The sequence below is a fragment of the Phocaeicola plebeius genome, from assembly GCF_003437535.1.
Lineage (GTDB): Bacteria > Bacteroidota > Bacteroidia > Bacteroidales > Bacteroidaceae > Phocaeicola > Phocaeicola plebeius_A.
This window is the reverse complement of the sequence record NZ_QSQT01000035.1, coordinates 1-18,485: the sequence shown is the minus strand read 5'-3', so window position 1 is coordinate 18,485 and position 18,485 is coordinate 1. Positions and strand designations below refer to the sequence as shown.

General features: G+C 44.6%; 18 protein-coding genes and 3 tRNA genes. 17 read left to right on the top strand and 4 right to left on the bottom strand.

What is annotated here, in order from left to right:
* Positions 1-3: 3 nt before the first annotated feature.
* Positions 4-789 carry a DnaJ domain-containing protein gene (locus DXD04_RS14380; RefSeq protein WP_022054680.1) on the top strand — a complete coding sequence of 262 codons (786 nt, stop codon included), beginning with the start codon at positions 4-6 and terminating at the stop codon, positions 787-789.
* Between the two features lie 177 nt (positions 790-966).
* Here DXD04_RS14380 and DXD04_RS14375 read toward each other — a convergent pair whose 3' ends face one another.
* Positions 967-1,401, bottom strand: coding sequence for a DUF6078 family protein (locus DXD04_RS14375; RefSeq protein WP_117673885.1), 435 nt, complete (start codon positions 1,399-1,401; stop codon positions 967-969).
* A gap of 143 nt (positions 1,402-1,544) precedes the next feature.
* Between DXD04_RS14375 and DXD04_RS14370 the strand changes: the two genes are divergently transcribed.
* Complete coding sequence (locus tag DXD04_RS14370; protein ID WP_007562872.1) at positions 1,545-2,075, top strand: Crp/Fnr family transcriptional regulator; 531 nt, start codon at positions 1,545-1,547, stop codon at positions 2,073-2,075.
* A gap of 77 nt (positions 2,076-2,152) precedes the next feature.
* Complete coding sequence (locus DXD04_RS14365; RefSeq protein ID WP_117673884.1) at positions 2,153-2,581, top strand: DUF4405 domain-containing protein; 429 nt, start codon at positions 2,153-2,155, stop codon at positions 2,579-2,581.
* 8 nt (positions 2,582-2,589) lie between these two features.
* Here DXD04_RS14365 and DXD04_RS14360 read toward each other — a convergent pair whose 3' ends face one another.
* Positions 2,590-3,783, bottom strand: a complete 1,194-nt coding sequence (locus DXD04_RS14360) for a dicarboxylate/amino acid:cation symporter (RefSeq protein ID WP_117673883.1) — start codon at positions 3,781-3,783, stop codon at positions 2,590-2,592.
* Between the two features lie 109 nt (positions 3,784-3,892).
* On the opposite strand from DXD04_RS14360, the gene DXD04_RS14355 reads away from it, so the two are divergent.
* On the top strand, positions 3,893-5,446 hold the full coding sequence (locus DXD04_RS14355; protein WP_007562864.1) for a carbon-nitrogen hydrolase family protein: 1,554 nt from the start codon (positions 3,893-3,895) through the stop codon (positions 5,444-5,446).
* Positions 5,447-5,511: 65 nt separating this feature from the next.
* On the opposite strand, the gene rfbC is transcribed toward DXD04_RS14355, so the two are convergent.
* Complete coding sequence (gene rfbC / locus DXD04_RS14350; protein WP_117673900.1) at positions 5,512-6,087, bottom strand: dTDP-4-dehydrorhamnose 3,5-epimerase; 576 nt, start codon at positions 6,085-6,087, stop codon at positions 5,512-5,514.
* 21 nt (positions 6,088-6,108) lie between these two features.
* Entirely contained in the window at positions 6,109-7,002 is an 894-nt protein-coding gene (gene rfbA / locus DXD04_RS14345) for a glucose-1-phosphate thymidylyltransferase RfbA (protein WP_117673899.1), read from the bottom strand.
* Between the two features lie 193 nt (positions 7,003-7,195).
* Here rfbA and DXD04_RS14340 point away from each other — a divergent pair.
* The 13 genes from DXD04_RS14340 (at position 7,196) to DXD04_RS14280 (ending at position 18,267) form a co-directional block, all read left to right on the top strand.
* Positions 7,196-7,267 (top strand) — tRNA-Cys (locus DXD04_RS14340).
* 25 nt (positions 7,268-7,292) lie between these two features.
* A tRNA-Cys gene (locus DXD04_RS14335) sits at positions 7,293-7,367 on the top strand.
* A 12-nt stretch (positions 7,368-7,379) separates the two neighbouring features.
* Positions 7,380-7,452: transfer RNA gene (locus DXD04_RS14330), tRNA-Lys, on the top strand.
* 143 nt (positions 7,453-7,595) lie between these two features.
* Positions 7,596-8,582 (top strand): GntR family transcriptional regulator, encoded by a 987-nt coding sequence (locus tag DXD04_RS14325; protein WP_117673882.1) that lies wholly within the window; start codon positions 7,596-7,598, stop codon positions 8,580-8,582.
* A 111-nt stretch (positions 8,583-8,693) separates the two neighbouring features.
* Positions 8,694-10,466 (top strand): L-fucose isomerase, encoded by a 1,773-nt coding sequence (gene fucI, locus DXD04_RS14320; protein ID WP_117673898.1) that lies wholly within the window; start codon positions 8,694-8,696, stop codon positions 10,464-10,466.
* Between the two features lie 73 nt (positions 10,467-10,539).
* Positions 10,540-11,178, top strand: coding sequence for a class II aldolase/adducin family protein (locus tag DXD04_RS14315; RefSeq protein ID WP_117673881.1), 639 nt, complete (start codon positions 10,540-10,542; stop codon positions 11,176-11,178).
* On the top strand, positions 11,175-12,515 hold the full coding sequence (locus tag DXD04_RS14310; RefSeq protein ID WP_117673880.1) for a rhamnulokinase: 1,341 nt from the start codon (positions 11,175-11,177) through the stop codon (positions 12,513-12,515). The genes DXD04_RS14315 and DXD04_RS14310 overlap by 4 nt, the downstream gene beginning before the upstream one ends.
* 42 nt (positions 12,516-12,557) lie before the next feature.
* Positions 12,558-13,871, top strand: coding sequence for an L-fucose:H+ symporter permease (gene fucP, locus DXD04_RS14305; RefSeq protein WP_117673879.1), 1,314 nt, complete (start codon positions 12,558-12,560; stop codon positions 13,869-13,871).
* A gap of 124 nt (positions 13,872-13,995) precedes the next feature.
* Positions 13,996-14,898, top strand: a complete 903-nt coding sequence (locus DXD04_RS14300) for a cytochrome c biogenesis ResB family protein (protein WP_117673878.1) — start codon at positions 13,996-13,998, stop codon at positions 14,896-14,898.
* Positions 14,899-14,926: 28 nt separating this feature from the next.
* On the top strand, positions 14,927-15,709 hold the full coding sequence (locus tag DXD04_RS14295; RefSeq protein WP_117673877.1) for a cytochrome c biogenesis protein: 783 nt from the start codon (positions 14,927-14,929) through the stop codon (positions 15,707-15,709).
* A gap of 52 nt (positions 15,710-15,761) precedes the next feature.
* On the top strand, positions 15,762-17,150 hold the full coding sequence (locus tag DXD04_RS14290; protein WP_117673876.1) for a cytochrome-c peroxidase: 1,389 nt from the start codon (positions 15,762-15,764) through the stop codon (positions 17,148-17,150).
* Positions 17,151-17,368: 218 nt separating this feature from the next.
* Positions 17,369-17,986 (top strand): hypothetical protein, encoded by a 618-nt coding sequence (locus tag DXD04_RS14285; protein WP_117673875.1) that lies wholly within the window; start codon positions 17,369-17,371, stop codon positions 17,984-17,986.
* On the top strand, positions 17,980-18,267 hold the full coding sequence (locus tag DXD04_RS14280) for a winged helix-turn-helix domain-containing protein (RefSeq protein ID WP_117673874.1): 288 nt from the start codon (positions 17,980-17,982) through the stop codon (positions 18,265-18,267). Before DXD04_RS14285 ends, DXD04_RS14280 begins: the two co-directional genes overlap by 7 nt.
* Positions 18,268-18,485 lie beyond the last annotated feature (218 nt).

Here is an 18,485-nt window from a genome sequence, read left to right as displayed (position 1 = left end):
TTTATGGGATACGGAAAATGGATTGGGGGAATCATGGGTTTCATGACCATGGGACCTCTTGGAGCCTTGGCAGGATTTGCCATCGGTTCTTTGTTCGATAAAAGCGTGACAGCACAAGAGGAAATGGACGGTGGCTATGGAAGTACGGCACAAGAAGATGTGTACACAGGCCAGCGTAACAGTTTTTTGTTTTCTATGCTAGTCATGGCTTCGTATATCATTCGTGCCGACGGACGCATCATGCACAGTGAAATGGAGTTTGTGCGTCAGTTCTTGCGCGTGAATTTCGGAGAGGCTTCTGTCAGTGAAGGAGAGCGTATTTTGCTGAATCTGTTTGAACAGCGCAAGCGCATGGAGCAGAATGACCCTTCTGCCTTTCGTCGTACCATTCGGGAGTGCGGAGCGCAGATTGCTGCCAATCTGACGTATGAACAGCGTTTGCAGTTGCTCGATTTTCTGGTGAAGATTGCACAGAGCGACGGAAATGTTTGTGCGGCAGAAGTGGATGCCTTAAAGGAAGTAGCTCAGTCCATGCAGTTGTCCATGCAGGAAGTCGATTCCATGTTGAACCTGAGAGGCGATTCGCTGGAAGATGCCTACAAGGTGCTGGAAATCGAACCTACAGCTTCGGATGAGGAAGTCCGTAAGGCGTATCGTAACCTGGTACTGAAACATCATCCAGACCGTGTGGCTACGTTGGGAGAAGACATCCGGAAAGCTGCCGAAGAAAAGCTGCAACGCATCAATGATGCCAAGGAGCGTATTTTCAAGGCAAGAGGAATGAAATAAATAGCATGAAGGCCTGCTTCATTCTTATGTTGCAGGCCTTTATTGTGTTTCTTTTTATTGTTTTGATACACAGTGCTATATATTCTGCGGGTACTTCCTAAGAAGTATTGCAGTACTTCCTTGGCAGTACTCCAGTACTTTCGGGGAAGTACTGCGGTACTCCTTAGAAAGTACTGGCTAATCGAACCAGTTGAATCCGTCTTCCTTCAGGTCAAAGTCCAGATTTTCTGTGACTCCTGCTTGTTTCAGGGCCTTTCGAATGATTTCTTGTTCTTGGAGATTCAGTTTTCTGTCTCCTCTTCTTCTTTCAAAGTAAGGATTTCGTCCGAAGCGTGCAATCAGAAAATTCATAAACTTCTGGTATTGTTCGGGATACATTCGCTTTTTCATTTGTGTGAAGCCACGCATGTAGGTTACGGGAGCGGCATCACGGTAATACGGGCATGAAAGTTCTTTAGTGCATCGGGTAGGATTGGCCAGATGTAGAAAAGCTTCTCTTTCCAGCAATACCGGATAAGCCAGTTGACGAAGACAGGTGGAACCGCAAGTGCAATCTGTATGTACGCATACGGAAAAATTGGCCGGAGCCTCTTTGTAAGGATTCTTTTTCATAAACGTGTTTTTTTATGTTTGAGTTTGATGACAAAGTTATACAAAAAAACAGATTTTTATGCTTGATTGATAAGAAAGTCTGATTTGTAAAGCAAATTGTGTTTTGAACAGGACTTTCCAAAACTATTATTATTCTTCAGGTGATGAAAGAAGTGTCAGATAATATATTTTTTAATGTAAAAGAAATCGAAACCCTTTCCATTCCCTCTAAAACAGTATTATTGGAGGAAGGCAAGATTGCGGATAAGATATATCTTGTCCGTAAAGGATGCTTGAGGTTGTTTTTTTACAATGAAGGAAAGGATATAACTTTTCAATTCTTTTTTGAAGGTGATTTTGTGGCCTCATTTGATAGCTTGTATAGAGGGACACCCAGCTTGTTTTCACTAGAAAGCATTGAGCCGTCTGAAGTTGTGTCAATTAAAAAAGAAGATTTCTATCACAAAATAGAAAGCAATCCTTCATTGAGACTGTTATATGAAGAGAAAATTATAGAACGGTTCAGCTTTTACCAGCACTTGTTTTTGTCCCGTATCAAGAATACGCCACAACAGAGATACGAAGAACTGTTGAAGGAATACCCTAATATTATTCAACGGGTACCGCAACATTACATAGCTTCCTATCTTGGTATTACACCTGTTTCGCTGTCCCGTATTAGAAATCGTCGTTAAACTCCATTTCTTTACAATTGTTATCGTCCATTTCCAATAAAGTAGTGACCTTTGTCGCGTAATAAAAACGGAAATGTATGAAAAGAATTTTTGTAATTGACTGGATATTGATAGTTGTATTTATTGTGTCAGCCATTTCAGGATTTGGTTTGCATGTGGCTGGACATGGTAGCAGTCATGAAATCTGGCATAACTGGGCTGTGTTTCATGTTTTGGGTAGTATATTATTTCTTATAGCCGTAATATTCCATGTGGCAATGCACTTGGAATGGTATAAAGGGATTATAAAAAAGGGAATAGGCAGTAAGAGTAAAGTTACAGCTGTCCTCTCTGTCATATTTTTATTGCTGTCGGTCACAGGTCTCGCACTATTGGGTATAAATGGGACAAACTCTCTGTTGGGATTATGGCATTATAAAATAGGAGTTATAACCATAGTTATAGCCCTTGGACATGTGATAAAGCGACTTCCTGTTTTTCGTAAGTCGCTGAATTGTAGTAAGTAGGATTACGGTCAGTTTTGAGGGAATGTACTGGACGTATTCGTCTTCGAATTCCCGAACCATTTGTCAATGAGCAGAGCCAGTGCGCCATCACCAGTTACATTGCAAGCAGTGCCGAAACTGTCCATGGCAATGTAAAGAGCAATCATCAGTGCCTGTGCATTCTCATCGAATCCCAGCATGGACGACAGGATACCGAGCGAGGCCATGATGGCACCTCCCGGGACTCCCGGCGCAGCTACCATTGTTACTCCTAACATAAAGATGAATCCGGCGAACATCTGGAAATCGTAGGGAATGTCCTGCATCATCATCAAGGCCAGGGCACAGGCCACAATCTTCATGGTACTTCCGGACAGATGGATGGTGGCACACAGAGGGATGACAAATCCGGCAATACCTTCATTCACTCCGTTTTGTATAGTCTGTTTCAGGGTGACGGGAATCGTAGCGGCCGATGACTGTGTACCTAATGCCGTAAAGTAGGCCGGCATCATTCTTGCTAACAGGCGGAACGGATTCTTGCCCACGAACATTCCGGCGATGCAGTATTGGAATATCAGCAGGAAAATATGCAGAAGGAAGATGATTCCGATAATCTTGACAAAGACAGCCAGCACGTGGAATACTTGTCCGGAGTGAGTCATGTTGAAGAAGATTCCAAAGATGTAAATCGGAAGCAGGGGAAGTATGACAGCCTGTATAGTCTTGACAATGATTTCCTTGAAGTCGTTGCATGCATTTTTCAAGTAATTTGTATCCAGGTGTGCCAGTCCCAGTCCGACAGTAAATGCCATAACGAGGGCAGTCATCACGTTGAGAGGTTCCGGAATGGCTACCGTGAAGAAAGGGGTAACACCTTTGGCCTCACTGATTTCGGATAAAGGAATATTTCGGGTAATAAGGTCAGGAAAGAAGGTTTCTCCTACACCGAATGAAAGAAAACCGGAGAACAGTGTGGCTCCGTAAGCCAGAAGTACAGTGGCTACCAGCATCTTCCCGGCACCTTTCCCAATATCGGCAATGGCGGGAGTAACCAGTCCGACGATGATAAGCGGAATGATAAAATTCAGGAACTGGCTGAACAATGCGTTGAATGTCACGAACACGCGTACGGGAAGTTCCGGTGAAACCGTTCCGGCGGCAATACCCAGTGCGATGGCAATCAGAATTTGTGGCAGGAGGCCTAGTTTAATCTTTTTCATATCGTTGACCTTTTGGAGCAAAGATAGTATAATAATCCTGAATAAATGATACACCCTGCCTGGAGAAATGATTACTTTTGTGTCCGTGAAAAAATAATTTAACGAAATTATGGAATCGACTCAAAAGAAGATTAACAAAGTAGAGCTTCGAAACTTGCAGATTGAAGACTACGCACAGCTTGCCCAGTCGTTTACCCGCGTATATGCAGATAAAGATGTGTTCTGGACACACGAACAAATTGAGAAACTAATCAGTATTTTTCCCGAAGGACAGATTGTAACGGTTGTAGATGATAAGATAGTGGGGTGTGCACTTTCCATTATCGTAGATTATGATATGGTGAAAGGTGATCATACCTATGCCAAGGTGACCGGAAATGAGACTTTCAATACGCATAATCCGAAAGGTAATATTTTGTATGGTATTGAGGTGTTTATTCATCCGGAATATCGTGGATTACGCTTGGCGCGTCGTATGTATGAGTATCGCAAGGAGTTGTGTGAAAAGTTGAACCTGAAAGCCATCATGTTTGGTGGCCGAATCCCCAACTATTACAAATATGCAGACCAGATGCGCCCGAAGGAGTATATAGAGAAAGTCCGTTCGCGTGAAATTTATGACCCGGTACTGACTTTCCAACTCTCCAATGACTTTCATGTTCGCAGAGTGATGCGTAATTACCTTCCGAACGACGAGGAGTCAAAGCACTGTGCGACTTTGCTTCAATGGGATAATATTTATTATCAGCCGCCTACAGACTCGTTTGTGGATAAAAAGACGACGGTGAGAGTCGGACTGGTGCAATGGCAGATGCGTTCATATCAGACGCTGGATGATGTGTTTGAGCAGGTAGAGTTTTTTATCGATGCCGTATCGGGCTACAAGAGCGATTTCGTGCTGTTCCCTGAATATTTTAATGCACCGCTGATGGCAAAATTCAATCACATGGGTGAGGCTCAGTCTATTCGTGCATTGGCACAGTACACGGAGGAAATCAGAGACCGTTTCATTAATCTGGCCATCAAGCACAACATCAACATCATTACCGGTAGTATGCCTTATGTGAAGGAAGATGGTGGTCTTTATAATGTAGGTTTCCTTTGCCGTCGTGACGGAACATACGAGATGTACGAAAAGATTCATGTCACTCCCGATGAAGTAAAGAGCTGGGGATTGAGTGGAGGAAAAAGAGTACAGACCTTTGAAACCGACTGTGCTAAAATCGGTGTGTTGATATGTTATGACGTGGAATTCCCGGAACTGTCTCGTCTGATGGCAGATCAGGGCATGCAAATTCTGTTTGTTCCGTTCCTGACCGATACGCAGAACGGATATTCACGTGTACGTGTATGTGCGCAGGCACGTGCCATCGAAAACGAATGTTTTGTGGTTATTGCCGGAAGTGTGGGTAACCTTCCTCGTGTGCATAATATGGACATCCAGTATGCGCAGTCGGGAGTCTTTACTCCTTGTGACTTTGCCTTCCCGACCGACGGAAAACGTGCGGAAGCTACTCCGAATACGGAAATGATTCTGGTTTCAGATATTGACCTGGATTTGCTGAATGCACTTCATACTTACGGAAGCGTACGTAATCTGCGCGACCGTCGTAACGACTTGTATGAACTTCGTATGAAGAAGAATGCGTTGGAAAATAATTGAAGAGTAAAATAAAAGGCATAAAAAATCCCCGGGTTGCATTGAACGACCCGGGGATTTTTTTATGCTTACTCTTTGTATAAATCTTCATGATAATCAAACAGCCATTCCGCATCGGCCAATAGAGGATGGTGTTTGTCTTTTTCTGAAAGGATGACCTTCTCCGTAGGAATTCTCCAGTCAATTTTCAGTGCCGGATCGTTCCAGGCAATGGCTCCCTCGCTTTGAGGTGCATAGAAGTTATCACATTTGTACTGGAAAATAACTTCGTCGCTCAATACGCTGAACCCGTGAGCAAATCCGCGTGGAATGAAAAACTGGCGGTGGTTGTCTTCTGTCAGTTCCACGGCTACGTGCTGTCCGAATGTCGGAGAGCCTTTTCGTATATCTACCGCCACATCCAGTACGGCTCCTTTTATGACCCTTACCAGCTTGCTTTGTGCAAAGGGTGGTTTCTGGAAATGCAGTCCACGCAATACTCCGTAACTGGATTTACTTTCATTGTCTTGTACAAAATGAATGGTGCGTACCTGTTTGTCAAAATCTCTTTGGGAAAAAGATTCAAAAAAGTAACCTCTTTCATCTTTAAACAGGCGAGGTTCAATGATGACCACTCCTTCAATCTCTGTCTTTATTACTTCCATTTTTATATGATGAAAAATCATTTATTGGTTGTTTCTCTGCAATTCGTCAATTACCTTCAATAGATATTGGCCGTACTGGTTCTTCAGCATCGGTTGAGCCAGTTCACGCATCTTTTCAGGGGTAATCCATCCTTGTCGCAGGGCAATGCCTTCCAGGCAGGCTACTTTCAGGCCCTGGCGTTTTTCGATGACTTCGATGTAAGTGGATGCTTCAGCCAATGAATCGTGTGTACCAGTATCCAGCCAGGCAAATCCTCGACCTAAAGTCTGCACTTTCAGTTCACCATCGGCCAGGAAATGCTGGTTAACGGTGGTAATTTCCAGTTCTCCGCGTGCGGAGGGTTTGATGTGTTTGGCTACTTCTACGACCTTGTTAGGATAGAAATAAAGTCCCGTTACGGCATAGTTTGATTTAGGATGCTGTGGCTTCTCTTCAATGGAGAGACAGTTTCCTTCTTTGTCGAATTCTGCCACTCCGTAACGTTCCGGGTCACTTACCCAGTAACCGAATACGGTAGCTTTTCCTTCTTCTTCGGCCATACGTACGGCTTCTTTCAGCATGACGGTGAAGCTGTTGCCATGGAAGATATTATCTCCTAATACCAGGCAGGCTGCGTCATTGCCGATAAACTTTTCTCCAATAAGAAAAGCCTGTGCCAATCCGTCGGGGGAAGGTTGTTCTGCATATTCAAAGTGTACTCCGAAATCACTTCCATCGCCTAGCAGTCTGCGGAATCCCGGCAAATCATAGGGAGTAGAAATAATCAGGATGTCACGTATTCCTGCTAACATCAGGACGGATATGGGATAATAAATCATGGGTTTGTCGAAAACAGGAAGAAGTTGTTTGGAAACTCCTTTTGTAATGGGGTAGAGGCGGGTGCCTGAACCTCCGGCAAGAACAATACCTTTCATTTCTGTTGTATTTAAGTTGGTTTTCTGCAAAGAAAGCTGTTTTTTGCGAGAACTCAAAGATAAGAGGAGGTAAAAGGGGGTAAAAAGTCGTTTTTGTAAAGAAAAATGCAATTTCCTTTCTTCAGGTATTGCAGGTTTAAAAAATAGTTGTACCTTTGCAACGCATTTGAGAAAAACAAGTGCAGCGGACATCGGTTCCTTGGATGAGTGGCTTAGTCAGCGGTCTGCAAAACCGTGTACGGCGGTTCGAATCCGCCAGGAACCTCGCAAATTAGAAAGAGAGAACTTCTGGTTCCTTGGATGAGTGGCTTAGTCAGCGGTCTGCAAAACCGTGTACGGCGGTTCGAATCCGCCAGGAACCTCCAGAAAGTTTGAATGCACTCTTAGCTCAGTTGGTAGAGCAACTGACTCTTAATCAGTGGGTCCAGGGTTCGAATCCCTGAGGGTGTACGAAAAGAGATTGCCATCGTGGTAATCTCTTTTTTTATGCTTTTTTTCTATAATCTGTTCTTAAACATAGATAATACTTTTGTGGTCTTGTATAAAATCTGTTCCTTTGTATCAGGATAGTTCAGCACAGATAAAGTATTGATATGGAAAAGAATATAAAATTCGGGCAACAGTCTACCAAAGTGAAGCAGCTGTCGGATCTCATCGAGCAGGATATTTTGGTAGGAAAGTATCGCACTGATACGAGTCTGCCTTCCATCAATGCATTGAGTAAGACTTATCATGTGTCGCGAGATACCGTATTCAAAGCCTTTGCGGATTTGCGTGAGCGAAAACTGATAGATTCTACTCCCGGTAAGGGGTACTATGTAACCAACCGGAAAGAAAAGATTTTTTTGTTGCTGGACGAATATTCTCCTTTCAAGAATACCTTATATAATAGTTTTGTCAAGAAACTTTCTGTATCGTACAAGGTAGATCTCTGGTTTCATCAATATAATGAACATATTTTTAATACTATTCTATGCGAAGCCATAGGACGGTATAATTATTATGTGGTGATGAACTTTGACAATGAGAAGTTTTCTCCTTTGTTTGATAAGATTCCTTCTTCCCGTCTTCTGCTGCTTGATTTCGGTAAGTTTGAGAAAGGAAATCACTCCTATATTTGCCAGAATTTTGACGATGCTTTTTATAAAGCCCTGACTCAGCTGACTGCTCGTCTGGAGCGTTACCGTAAAATCGTATTCCAGTTGCCTCAGGAATCCAAGCATCCACAAACCTCCGTACAAAGTTTTGAGACTTATTGCGAGGATCACCATTTTGTAGGTGAAGTGGTGAATGAGGAAGATATACAAGAGGTAGAAAAAGGTGTTGTGTACATCGTTATTCGTCAGACGGACGTGGTGAATGTGATTAAGCGAAGCCGACAGAACGGTTTGAAATGTGGAGTTGATTTCGGACTGATAGCTTATAACGATACGCCGGCATACGAGGTGATAGACGAAGGAATTACCGCTCTCAGTATTAATTGGGAGGAAATGGGACGGAAGGCTGCAAGTTTCATCCTTACAGGTGAAAGCGTACAAGAGTTCTTGCCGACAGAAGTGCATCTTCGAAATTCGGTATAAGAATGGAAGAATGAATATTATTATGCCGTAGCTTCAGCACAGTTCAGCATGGATGAACTTGCCTGGTTTGAAAAGAAAATAGATAACATTAACTTTATAAATAATCGAAACATGAAAAATTACCCGAAAATTGGGATTCGTCCCACTATAGACGGACGTCAGGGTGGCGTGCGTGAAAGCCTTGAAGAAAAGACGATGAATTTGGCCAAAGCCGTAGCAGAACTTATTTCTTCTAATTTGAGAAACGGTGATGGTAGTCCGGTGGAATGTGCTATTGCAGATTCTACCATCGGTCGTGTGGCTGAAAGCGCAGCTTGTGCCGAAAAATTTGAGCGTGAAGGCGTAGGAGCTACCATTACAGTCACTTCTTGTTGGTGTTATGGAGCAGAAACAATGGATATGAATCCGTATTACCCGAAAGCAGTATGGGGATTTAACGGTACGGAAAGACCGGGTGCCGTATACCTGGCTGCAGTTCTGGCTGGGCATGCACAAAAAGGTTTGCCGGCATTTGGTATTTACGGACGTGATGTACAGGATATTGAAGATAATACTATTCCGGCCGATGTGGCAGAAAAAATTTTGCGTTTTGCCCGTGCGGCTCAGGCAGTGGCTACGATGAGAGGCAAATCTTACCTTTCTATGGGTAGCGTGTCTATGGGTATTGCCGGTTCAATTGTAAATCCGGATTTCTTCCAGGAATATTTGGGTATGCGCTGTGAGTCTGTAGATTTGACGGAAATCATTCGCCGTATGACGGAAGGAATTTACGATAAGGAAGAATACGCCAAAGCGATGGCTTGGACTGAAAAATACTGCAAGAAAAATGAAGGAAAGGATTTCAATGTAGAAGCCAAGACTAAGACACGTGCGGAAAAAGATGCTGATTGGGATTTCATTGTGAAGATGACCATTATCATGCGCGACTTGATGAAAGGTAACCCGAAGTTGAAGGAAATGGGATTCAAAGAAGAAGCACTTGGTCACAATGCCATTGCGGCTGGTTTTCAGGGACAGCGTCAGTGGACGGACTTCTACCCGAACGGTGACTTCTCTGAAGCCTTGCTGAATACTTCTTTCGACTGGAACGGTATTCGTGAAGCTTATGTGCTGGCTACTGAAAATGACGCCTGCAACGGAGTAGCTATGCTCTTCGGTCATTTGCTGACTAACCGTGCACAGATTTTCTCTGACGTACGTACTTATTGGAGCCCGGAAGCTGTGAAACGTGTGACTGGTAAGGAGTTGACCGGACTGGCAAAGAATGGTATTATCCATTTGATTAACTCTGGAGCTACTACTCTGGATGGTACCGGCCAGCAGACTGATGCAGAAGGTAATCCGACCATGAAACCGTCATGGGAGATTACAGAAGCTGAGGTTGAAAAATGCTTGGAAGCTACTACATGGTATCCTGCTAACCGGGATTATTTCCGTGGCGGTGGTTTCTCTTCTAACTTCCTGTCAAAAGGCGGTATGCCTGTGACCATGAGCCGCTTGAATCTGATTAAGGGACTGGGTCCGGTGCTTCAGATTGCTGAAGGATGGACGGTAGAAATTGATCCGGAAATCCATAAGCTGCTTGATGAACGTACTGACCGTACATGGCCTACTACTTGGTTTGTACCTCGTTTGTGCGATAAACCTGCCTTCAAGGATGTATATTCTGTAATGAACAACTGGGGAGCCAATCACGGTGCCATCAGCTACGGACATATAGGTCAGGATTTGATTACGCTCGCTTCTATCCTTCGCATACCGGTATGTATGCACAATGTGGAAGATGATAAGATTTTCCGCCCTGCTGCATGGAATGCCTTTGGTATGGATAAGGAAGGTGCTGATTACAGAGCATGTCAAAATTACGGACCTATCTATAAATAATCAATTTTACGCTGCCGGAACTGGCGGATTTTCCGTCTGTTCCGGCTTTTATTTGCTATTAAATTAAGAAGTTATGATTCAGAACGAACATATTGAAGAATTTTTGAGACAAGCCCATCGGGTAGGTGATGCCGGATTGACGGTGTGCAGTAGTGGTAACCTTTCATGGCGTGTAGGCGATGAAGTACTGGTTTCTGGTACAGGTTCATGGGTGCCTTCTTTGACAAAAGATAAAGTGGCTGTTTGCCGTCTGGAAACGGGTGAAATACTCAATGGGGTAAAACCTTCTATGGAAAGTGTGTTCCATTTAGGTGTTTTGAGAGAACGTCCCGATGTTAATGTGGTACTCCATTTTCAGTCTCCATACGCTACCGCAGTGGCATGTATGGAAGATACACCGAAAGATTTTAATGTAACAGCCGAAGTTCCTTGCCATGTAGGAGCGGAGATTCCGGTTATTCCTTATTTTCGTCCGGGTTCTAAAGAGTTGGCTGAAGCCGTGATTGCGGCCATGAAAGACCATAACTCCGTATTGCTTCAGAAGCACGGACAGGTGGTTTGCGGAAAAGACTTCAATCAGGCTTTTGAGCGGGCCATGTTCTTTGAGATGGCTTGTCGCATAATTGTGCTTTCCGGCGGAAAATACAAGACCTTGACAAAAGAAGAGATTGACGATCTTGAAACGTACATTTTAGGCAAGAAGACAAAATGAAAGAAGCATATTTGGCAATTGACTTCGGAGGAGGCAGCGGCAGGGTGATTGCCGGCTGCCTTTCCGAAGGTGAACTCGTGCTGGATACGATATACCGTTTTCCTAACCGTCAGGTACGGATGGGAGGACATGTGTACTGGGATTTCCTTTCTCTGTTTGAGGATATGAAGACCGGTATCCGTATGGCTGTAGAAAAAGGCTATACGTTGAAGAGTATCGGAATTGATACGTGGGGTGTGGATTTCGGACTGATAGACAAACAGGGAAATTTGTTGGGCAATCCGGTGTGTTATCGTGATAGCCGTACGGAAGGGATGCCCGAAGAGTTTTTCTCGAAAGTGGACGTAAAGGCGCACTATGCAGAATCGGGTACGCAGGTCATGGCTATCAATACCTTGTTTCAGTTGTATGCCATGAAGAAGGAAGACAATGCGCAGTTGAAGGTAGCCGACAAGTTACTTTTCATGCCCGATCTGTTCAGTTATTACCTTACGGGAGTGGCTAATAATGAGTATAGCATAGCTTCTACGTCGGAACTGCTGGATGCCAAGGCACGCACCTGGAATTTCAAGTTGATTCGGGAGCTGGGACTTCCGGAGCACCTTTTCGGCGAAGTGGTTATGCCGGGAACTTCCCGCGGCTTTTTGAAACCGGAAATCAAGGAACAGATAGGAATAGACTACGAGGTAGAAGTGATTGCTGTGGTTTCGCACGATACGGCCAGTGCGGCTAGTGTAGTGCCTCTTTCTTCTGAAGAAAAAGTTGCTTTCCTGAGTTCGGGCACCTGGTCGCTATTGGGAGTGATGAGTGACGAACCGATTCTGACGGAAGAAGCCCGTCTGGCAGGGTTTACCAATGAAGGCGGTACGGATGGAAAAATCTGTTTTCTGCAGAATATTACCGGACTTTGGATACTTCAGAAACTGATGCAGGAATGGAAGGAAGAAGGAAAGGATGTAGCTTATTCCACCTTGCTGCCGGCTGCGGAAGTGGCGGAAACCGATGCCTTGATTGATGTGGACGATACAACTTTCCAGTGTCCGGTAAGTATGGCTGAGGCGATTACGAATTATTGTATCACACATCAGCAAACACCGCCTTCCACGCAGGGAGAATTTGTGAAATGTGTCCTCCGTTCATTGGCGTTGCGCTATAAAACAGGTATGGAAGCATTGAACCGGCTCTTGCCTGAACCTGTAACGAAACTTTATGTGATTGGCGGAGGAAGTCAGAACAAATACTTGAACCGGCTGACAGAAGAAGCTATTGGCATTCCTGTGGTAGAAGGGCCGGTTGAAGCGACTGCTATCGGCAACATCAGGCAGCAAATGAAGTAAAAACACCAAGAGGGCTGTAGCCGTCACTTAAAATCTAACACCATGAGTAATACATCAGAAAACAAATCTATATTAAAGAAGGATGGAGTGAGCTATCTGGTTCCGTTCATCCTGATTACCTTCTGTTTTGCCCTGTGGGGCTTTGCAAACGACATTACAAACCCTATGGTCAAGGCTTTTTCCAAGATATTCAGGATGAGCGTAACCGATGGGACCTTGGTTCAAGTGGCTTTTTATGGCGGATATTTTGCCATGGCCTTTCCGGCAGCCATGTTTATCCGTAAATATACTTATAAAGCTGGAGTCATGATGGGACTGGGTTTGTATGCCGTGGGAGCTTTGGCTTTCTTTCCTGCCAAGCTGACCGGAAGCTATTATCCGTTCTTGTTAGCTTATTTTGTCATGACTTGCGGATTGTCTTTTCTGGAGACCAGCTGTAACCCTTATATCTTGTCAATGGGAACGGAAGAAACGGCTACCCGTCGTTTGAACTTAGCCCAGGCATTCAATCCCATCGGTTCGTTGATGGGGATGTTTGTCGCTATGAATTTCATTCAGAACCAGCTTCATCCGATGGATACGGCCGAGCGTGCCCAGCTTAGTCAGGCTGAATTTGAGGCGGTCCGTGATTCAGACTTGACCATCCTTATCACTCCTTATCTGACCATCGGCATCGTCATTCTGGTCATGCTTCTCGTTATTCGTATGTCCAAGATGCCAAAGAATGCGGATAAGTTTCATTCCATTGACTTTATTCCTACGTTAAAACGTCTGTATGCCGTGAAGCGTTATCGTTATGGAGTAGTGGCGCAGTTCTTCTATGTCGGTGCCCAGATTATGTGCTGGACTTTCGTTATCCAGTATGGTACCCGTCTGTTCATGGCACAGGGAATGGAAGAACAGGCTGCCGAAGTTTTGTCGCAGAAATATAACATCGTGGCCATGGTCATTTTCTGTATCAGCCGTTTTGTCTGTACCCTGATGCTGAAGTATGTCAATCCCGGACAATTGTTGAAAGTGCTGGCCATTGCCGCTTCCTTGTGTGTGCTGGGAGTAATTTTCTTGCAGAACATATACGGTATGTATTGTCTGGTAGGTGTGTCAGCCTGCATGTCGCTGATGTTCCCTACTATTTACGGTATTGCTCTGAAAGGAATGGGCGATGACGCCAAGTTTGGTGCCGCAGGATTGATTATGGCCATTCTTGGCGGGTCGGTACTTCCTCCTTTGCAAGCCGCTATCATTGATTGCAAGACCTTGTGGGGGATGCCTGCAGTAAATCTGTCGTTTGTACTTCCGCTCGTTTGTTTTGTGGTTATCACTGTATATGGCCACAGAATGCGTCGGGAGCATTAAAAAAGGGAGGATAACAAATCTTTTTTCCGGATTTTGCTGGGAAAAAGATTTGTTATCTTTACAATTTTGTTGCAGTATTAAATAAAGTCCCTATCTTTGCACATATTTCACCAACGACTGATGAATGAACTTAAAGACTAACTTGCTATTCATTTTATTATTGCTGCTGTCAGTGGCAGCCCAATGTGTTTTTGGCAACTTTCCGTTTGCCTTTTTTGCTTTTCCATTAGATGCTATTTTAGCTTTACTGTGGATTGCATTGATAGGATATGGCTATAAGGAGAAGCGTCATTCGGAAGCTGTCCGTCTGTGGCTTTCCCCGCAATGTACTTGCTGGACATTAGGCTGGTTTTTGGCCGGTTGTCTGGTGATAGGCTTGTTTCCCCAACTTTCTGCGCAAGAGGCTGCAGAGAAGTCGGGTCTATTTTCTCGTTTGGGTTGCTATAATTTTATGTCTTCCTGGATTTTTGTTACCGGATTGTTCGGGTTGCTGACTCATTTGGGAATGATTACTGTAAGACGTTTTTTCACGCCGGGACGTAATCGGTGGCGTTTTATGCTGAATCATGCCGGATTGTGGCTGGCACTCTTTGCCGGATTTATGGGAAGTGCAGAGGAACGGACCTTACGCATTCCGGTATTTCGGGCTAATCCGAACAATGAAGCTTTTACCTCCGAGGGAAATGTGGTATACCTGGAGAAACCGTTGCAGCTGACAAACTTTACTGTAGAGCATTATCCCAATGGTACACCACGCCGCTTTTTTGCCGAAGTGTCAATGGACGGAAAACCCATACATCTGGAAGTAAACCAGCCCTATTCGGCAAGCTGGGTAGAAGATTATTACCTGACTTCCTATGATGTGCATTCAGCCGAACCGGAATACTGCGTAGTGCAGATTGTGCGTGAGCCGCTGAAATACGTCATGCTGTTGGGCATTGTGATGATGCTGTGCGGAGGGTTACTGCTCTTTTTAGCAGGACCAGACAAGCAGATGAGTAAATCTGTAAGTGAACTTGTTGACTGACTTTATATATAACTAACACTATTCTTGAATGATTACGTGGGATAATTTTTATTTGTTTGCCCTGCCTGCCATCGTCTTATGGGGAGCCGGAGCGGTATTTGCCTTGTTCTCTAAAGGGCGGAGCCGATGGGCTATTGGGCTGACCTTGTCAGGTATACTGGTGTTTGCTGCCTTTATTACCGGATTTTGGCTGAGCCTTCAGCGTCCTCCTTTGCGTACCATGGGCGAGACCAGATTGTGGTATTCGTTCTTTATGGGTATATCCGGCTTGCTGACCTATCTTCGTTGGAAGTATCCCTGGATATTGTCTTTTTCCACTGTAGTAGGTGCGGTATTTGCGATAATCAATATTCTGAAACCGGAAATTCATGACCAGTCCCTCATGCCCGCCTTGCAAAGTCCGTGGTTTGTTCCTCATGTCACGGTGTATATGTTTTCCTATTCGGTGTTAGGCTGTGCGTTCATCTTGGCCTGTATGGGACTTTACAAGCATCGGGAGAATTACCTTGAGGCTGCCGACAAGTTGGTTTATGCAGGATTGGCTTTTCTGACAGTCGGTATGCTGACCGGAGCAATCTGGGCAAAAGCGGCCTGGGGACATTATTGGAGCTGGGACCCGAAAGAAACCTGGGCAGCAGTTACGTGGACAGGTTATTTGCTGTACGTACATCTGCGCTTGTTCCGCAGGAATACTCCGCGTGCGCTATATTGGATACTGATTGTGTCTTTCCTTTCGCTACAGATGTGCTGGTATGGAGTGAATTACCTTCCTGCCGCACAGCAAAGCGTACATTTATACAACCGTTCTTAGCATTTTAACGTGTGAGATATTTATTGAGTTATTAAAATCTAATCAGTTTCTTATGAAGAAAAGAACAAAAATCATTTTTTCAGTGCTGGTGGTAGCTGCGGTATTGGCCGCAACTTATCGGGTGGTGAACCGTCCTCCTTCAGCCAGTTTGGAAAGCAGTGCTCAGATGGAAGAAATCATTGCGAGCAGCGGATGTATGGCCTGTCATACTGCAAATCCGGAATTGCCGTTTTATGCCAGTTTGCCGGTTGCCGGAAAACTGGTCAAGGAAGATGCTCGTCTGGCCTACCGCTCTTTCGACATGACTCCGATGTTAGAAGCCTTGAAAAAAGGAGAGAAAGTCAGCGAGGTAGATTTGGCAAAAGTAGAGAAGGTGATATTGGACGGCACCATGCCTATGGCCAAATATTATCTGGTGCATTGGGGGGCTTCGTTGAACGATACGGAAAAGCAGATGGCACTTTCGTGGGTGAAGTCACAGCGTGCAGCTTTCTATCCGAATCAGCTGGCTCATGCACAGTGGAGCAATGAGACCATTCGTCCGGTTCAGGACTCTGTACCGGTAGATATGCGGAAAGTGATTTTAGGAAATCTGCTGTTCCACGACGTACGTCTGTCGGCCGATAATACCGTATCTTGTTCCTCTTGTCACGGATTGAATACCGGTGGAGTAGACAACAAACAGTTCTCAGAAGGAGTAGGAGGTCAGTTTGGTGGAGTAAATGCTCCTTCTGTCTATAACGCACATTATAACTTTGTGCAGTTCTGGGACGGACGTGCCGCTACACTGGCCGATCAGGCAGCCGGTCCTCCTTTGAATCCGGTAGAAATGGCTTGCAAGTCGTTTGATGAGATTTGCGAGAAATTGAATGCGGATGCAGCTTTCAGCAAGGCATTTAAGGAAGTGTATCCCGACGGTTTCAATCAGGCAAACATTACAGATGCCATTCAGGAATTTGAAAGAACCTTGCTTACACCGAACTCACGTTTCGACAAGTACTTGAAAGGGGATAATGCAGCCCTGACGGCTGAAGAGCTGGCTGGATATGATTTGTTCAAGAAATACAACTGTGCTACTTGCCATGTAGGTGAGAACATGGGTGGACAGTCGTACGAATTGCTCGGCATCAAGCATGATTACTTTGCCGACCGTGGTACGGAACTGACCATAGAAGACAATGGCCGTTTCAAGGAAACAAAAGACGAAAGAGACCGTCATCGCTTTAAAGTGCCCGGATTGCGTAATGTGGCATTGACTGCGCCTTATTTCCATGATGGAACACAGGCTACGCTGGAAGATGCCGTGATAGCTATGGCCAAGTACGAGGTAGGCGTCGATTTGTCAAAACAGGAAGTCGCACAGATGGTATCCTTCCTGCGCACATTGACCGGAGAATATCAGGGTAAGTTACTGGTGAACGAGAATGACTTGCAGAAATAAGTAAGTACATATACCTTAATATTATATAAGCCGTTTCAGTCGTAAAGATTGGAACGGCTTTTTTCTGTTATTTTCCTGCCGTTTTATTTGGTTTATAAAATAAACTTATTTTTATTTGCATTAAAGCAAGAGAGAAGCGCGCCTCCTTGCCTTTATTTTTCGCTTTATGGTTTATAAAATAAACCATATTGAGTTTAAAACCTAAAACTGATTGCCTTATGGAAGAAAAGAAATTATCAGAACAAGAAAGTCTGGAACTGATTTCACAAATGATCCGTTCTACCCGGAAGAATATGGAAGTGGGCAGTGGAAACCAGTTTCTTTACTGGGGATATTTTACTGCGGCGCTTTCAGTACTGTTGTTTTTATTGGTGTACTATACGGGAGATGCCCGTTGGAGTATCGGCTGGTTCAGTATGTTTCTGTTCTGGGGCTTTATGCTTCGTATGCAGCGCAAGGAAACTCCTTCGGTAATTACGTATACCGACCGTGCCATTCTGCAGGTCTGGAAAGTGATAGGCAGCCTGTTTGTGCTGACCGTAGTCATCATGTCTTTGCTGGCATTCCACTACGGAGGAGTCAATTTTTCCTTGATGCTACCCCTTTCTCTGCTTTATAGCGGCATCGGAGTTTCCATTACGGGAATCATTATCCGTAGCCGGCTGGTGATGTGGTCACCGCTGGTAGGCTTTTGTTTTGCCATTTACATGCTGATGGCCTATACCCTTCATCAGGCTGTTACCATTGACTGGTATCTGTACTTTGGATTGTCGTTTGTGGTCATGATGGTGTTGCCCGGCCATTATTTAAACCGAAAGGCCCGTAACGTATGTTGAAAGAACTGAATCCGTTGCTTCATTCGCAGCTCCGTTTAGCTGTGATGTCGATACTCTTGTCTGTGGACGAGGCTGATTTTGTATACTTGAAAGAGCAGACCAATGCCACGGCAGGTAACCTCAGTGTGCAGCTTGACAAGTTGAGCGAAGCCGGTTATATCGAGGTGGAAAAAAGTTTTGTGGGCAAGAAGCCTCGTACCGTTTGCCGGATGACCTCAACAGGGCGGGAGGCTATGGCTGAATATGTGGAAGTGTTGAAAGAGTATTTATCTGGTATTTAGGGAATTTCATCCTTTTTTAAGAGCCGGATTTTTACCCCGAGAAAACGCCTTTGCGTTTGAACTAAAACGCAAGTGCGTTTAACTTGAAACGCAAGTGCATTTAAGATAAAACGCAAGTACGTTTTGCATCAAACGCACTTGTGTTTTTTTCAGCATACTTTTACGTGTGAAGTGTACTGAAAATAGTTGTCAGTTTGAAGATTAATTCCTGACAAAGT

Excerpts from the sequence above, each read along its gene's own strand:
- rfbC (WP_117673900.1), bottom strand. The coding sequence starts at position 6,087 with ATGGAAGTAATAAAGACAGAGATTGAAGGAGTGGTCATCATTGAACCT.
- DXD04_RS14295 (WP_117673877.1), top strand. The coding sequence starts at position 14,927 with ATGATTACGTGGGATAATTTTTATTTGTTTGCCCTGCCTGCCATCGTC.
- DXD04_RS14280 (WP_117673874.1), top strand. The coding sequence starts at position 17,980 with ATGTTGAAAGAACTGAATCCGTTGCTTCATTCGCAGCTCCGTTTAGCT.
- DXD04_RS14360 (WP_117673883.1), bottom strand. The coding sequence starts at position 3,783 with ATGAAAAAGATTAAACTAGGCCTCCTGCCACAAATTCTGATTGCCATC.
- DXD04_RS14365 (WP_117673884.1), top strand. The coding sequence starts at position 2,153 with ATGAAAAGAATTTTTGTAATTGACTGGATATTGATAGTTGTATTTATT.
- DXD04_RS14325 (WP_117673882.1), top strand. The coding sequence starts at position 7,596 with ATGGAAAAGAATATAAAATTCGGGCAACAGTCTACCAAAGTGAAGCAG.
- DXD04_RS14315 (WP_117673881.1), top strand. The coding sequence starts at position 10,540 with ATGATTCAGAACGAACATATTGAAGAATTTTTGAGACAAGCCCATCGG.
- DXD04_RS14370 (WP_007562872.1), top strand. The coding sequence starts at position 1,545 with ATGAAAGAAGTGTCAGATAATATATTTTTTAATGTAAAAGAAATCGAA.
- DXD04_RS14290 (WP_117673876.1), top strand. The coding sequence starts at position 15,762 with ATGAAGAAAAGAACAAAAATCATTTTTTCAGTGCTGGTGGTAGCTGCG.
- rfbA (WP_117673899.1), bottom strand. The coding sequence starts at position 7,002 with ATGAAAGGTATTGTTCTTGCCGGAGGTTCAGGCACCCGCCTCTACCCC.
- DXD04_RS14300 (WP_117673878.1), top strand. The coding sequence starts at position 13,996 with ATGAACTTAAAGACTAACTTGCTATTCATTTTATTATTGCTGCTGTCA.
- fucI (WP_117673898.1), top strand. The coding sequence starts at position 8,694 with ATGAAAAATTACCCGAAAATTGGGATTCGTCCCACTATAGACGGACGT.
- DXD04_RS14285 (WP_117673875.1), top strand. The coding sequence starts at position 17,369 with ATGGAAGAAAAGAAATTATCAGAACAAGAAAGTCTGGAACTGATTTCA.
- DXD04_RS14380 (WP_022054680.1), top strand. The coding sequence starts at position 4 with ATGGGATACGGAAAATGGATTGGGGGAATCATGGGTTTCATGACCATG.
- DXD04_RS14310 (WP_117673880.1), top strand. The coding sequence starts at position 11,175 with ATGAAAGAAGCATATTTGGCAATTGACTTCGGAGGAGGCAGCGGCAGG.
- fucP (WP_117673879.1), top strand. The coding sequence starts at position 12,558 with ATGAGTAATACATCAGAAAACAAATCTATATTAAAGAAGGATGGAGTG.
- DXD04_RS14375 (WP_117673885.1), bottom strand. The coding sequence starts at position 1,401 with ATGAAAAAGAATCCTTACAAAGAGGCTCCGGCCAATTTTTCCGTATGC.
- DXD04_RS14355 (WP_007562864.1), top strand. The coding sequence starts at position 3,893 with ATGGAATCGACTCAAAAGAAGATTAACAAAGTAGAGCTTCGAAACTTG.